Here is a 2,144-nt window from a genome sequence, read left to right as displayed (position 1 = left end):
CATCCTGAACATCCAGCCGGTGATTCCTGTTTCGGTCAACAAGGACTGGAACATCATCACCCGCACGATATTGCCGGTCATCTCGATGCCTTCGCTGGGGCCCGGCATCGACAGTCTCAATGGCGTCGGTGATGTGGTGATGACTGCCTTTCTCTCGCCGGCCAACCCCGGCAAGTGGATCTGGGGCGCCGGCCCGGTGGTTCAGATCCCGACCAACAGCAATTCGGAGTTGGGGAACAAGAACTGGGGCCTGGGCCCGTCCGCCGTCGTGCTCCACCTCGACCACGGCGACCCGTGGGTTTACGGCGCGCTGTTCAACAACATCTGGTCGGTGAGCAGCAGCAAGCAGGGTGGCTCGTACAACAACTTCCTGCTCCAGCCCTTCATCAACTACAACTTCCCGGGCGGTTTCTATCTCACCACCGCCCCGATCATCACCGCCGACTGGAAGGCTGAGAGCAGCCAGCGATGGACCGTACCCCTCGGGGGCGGCGTCGGCAAGATCTTCCACCTGGGCAAGCTGCCGGTGAACACGCAACTCTCGGCGTACTACAACGTGGTGAAGCCGGACAACGGTGCGAATTGGCAGATCCGAGTGCAGGCGCAGTTCATGTTTCCCAAGTGAAGTCTGGCCGCCTCACTCGGTACACCGCTCAAGTCCGCAGCCAGCGCTGTCGCCAGTTCGATGGTGGAGACCCAGATCCAACAGGCTGGTCAGGTTGCCACTGCGCATGCGGACAACGCGAAAAGTTGAACGCCCAGCCGAGTGCCCAGAGCCTTCATGCTGACTACGGTCTGACGAAATGCCGCGGTAGGCCTCGCACCAACCTCTGGGACGTGTGAGCGACGAATGTCTGCTTTGTCGCCTCCAGAACAGATCCTCCGGGCCAGCCATCGGGCCACCGCGCCCGTTCAGTAGCTCGTTTCGCCTTTCGACTTGATTTCGCCAGCCTTGTTGGCCGCAGCGGCTTCTGATTTGCGGGTCTTGCGCGCCGCCGAACGATCGGTGCTCGACACCTTTGGCGCGGTCACGCGCGGCGGCTCGGCTTCGCCCATYTGCGGCCCCCGGGCGGCTTCTGCCCCGGCGGCCTTGCGAGGCGCGCGTGCGGCGGCGCGTTCGTCGGCCGAGGYCTTCGGYTTCGCTTCCGGGATCGGGGTACCTTCGCCCATCTGCGGGCCTTGCGACGCTTTCGCGCCTTCCTTCTTCCGCTCGGCGCGKGCGGCCGCCTTGTCGTCGGCGCCCACGGCCTGCGCCTGTGCGCTCAGGGCCAGCATYTGGCCGATGGCCATCGCAACTGTCAAAACAAGCATCTTCATTTCACACTCCTCGGGGGATCGCCGCCCCAACATGGCCTGCCTTCGGCTCTGGCGGATCCTCTGCACCAAGCATGCGCTTTTCTAGTACATGCTGTTGATGTGCTCCAGCAGCGTACCTGGCGTCATGGGATTGGCGCGTCGGAGCAGGGCCTATGTCGCCAGCGGGCCGACCGCCCGAGCCTATTTGCCGCTGCGCCTTTCCGTCAGGGTGAAGCCGAAGTGGCGCTTGTGCCATCGCGAGAAGGCGCTGAGTGCCGAGAACCCGAGCAGATCCGCGACATCGGTAGGGCGGCCCTTGTTGCCTTCGAGGTAGCTTTCGGCAAGGTCGGCTCGCACGTCATCCACGAGCGACGAAAACGTTTCTCCGCTGCGCGCAAGATGGCGGTGCACGGTCCGGCGATCGACGCCAAGGTGCTGCGCCACCTTGTCGACGTTGCAGCGGCCCAGCGGCAGCAAATCGCGCACCAGCCAGCGAACCTTGTCCGCGAGCGTCATGTCCGGACGCGAAATCATCGCGTCCAGATATTGGCGCGCATAGCGCGCCATGACCGGATCTGCGGACGGAAGCTGCCCGGCCAGGTCCTCCGCCGCGCAGGCGATGCCGTTGAACTCGGCCTCGAAGTCGACGATGCGCCCGAACATGGCGACATGCCGAGTCAGGCTCGCAGGCGCGGGGTGCGTGAAGAGAACACGCCGGGGCATCCACGACGGACCCAGCAACTCTTGCAAGATGCGAAACAGATAGCCCACGAAGAGTTCGATCGCCTGCCGCAGAGGCATCCGCGCCCCCCGCACGATGTCCACCCGAAGGATCACGAGATTGCCCG

General features: G+C 64.1%; 3 protein-coding genes. 1 reads left to right on the top strand and 2 read right to left on the bottom strand.

Annotation, left to right across the window (positions count from 1 at the left end):
• A partial coding sequence (locus tag AC1D2K_RS33820) for a transporter (RefSeq protein ID WP_478094701.1) occupies nt 1–625 on the top strand: 625 nt, incomplete at its 5' end.
• Nucleotides 626–912: 287 nt separating this feature from the next.
• On the opposite strand, the gene AC1D2K_RS33815 is transcribed toward AC1D2K_RS33820, so the two are convergent.
• Together AC1D2K_RS33815 and AC1D2K_RS33810 are read right to left on the bottom strand one after the other, a co-directional pair.
• Complete coding sequence (locus AC1D2K_RS33815) at nt 913–1,317, bottom strand: hypothetical protein (RefSeq protein WP_478094699.1); 405 nt, start codon at nt 1,315–1,317, stop codon at nt 913–915.
• A gap of 180 nt (nt 1,318–1,497) precedes the next feature.
• The coding region (locus AC1D2K_RS33810; protein WP_478094697.1) for an AraC family transcriptional regulator ligand-binding domain-containing protein at nt 1,498–2,144 on the bottom strand (647 nt) is incomplete at its 5' end.

The sequence above is a fragment of the Variovorax sp. P1_H12_2 genome, assembly GCF_056405335.1.
This window is presented reverse-complemented; position numbering and strand designations above follow the sequence as displayed.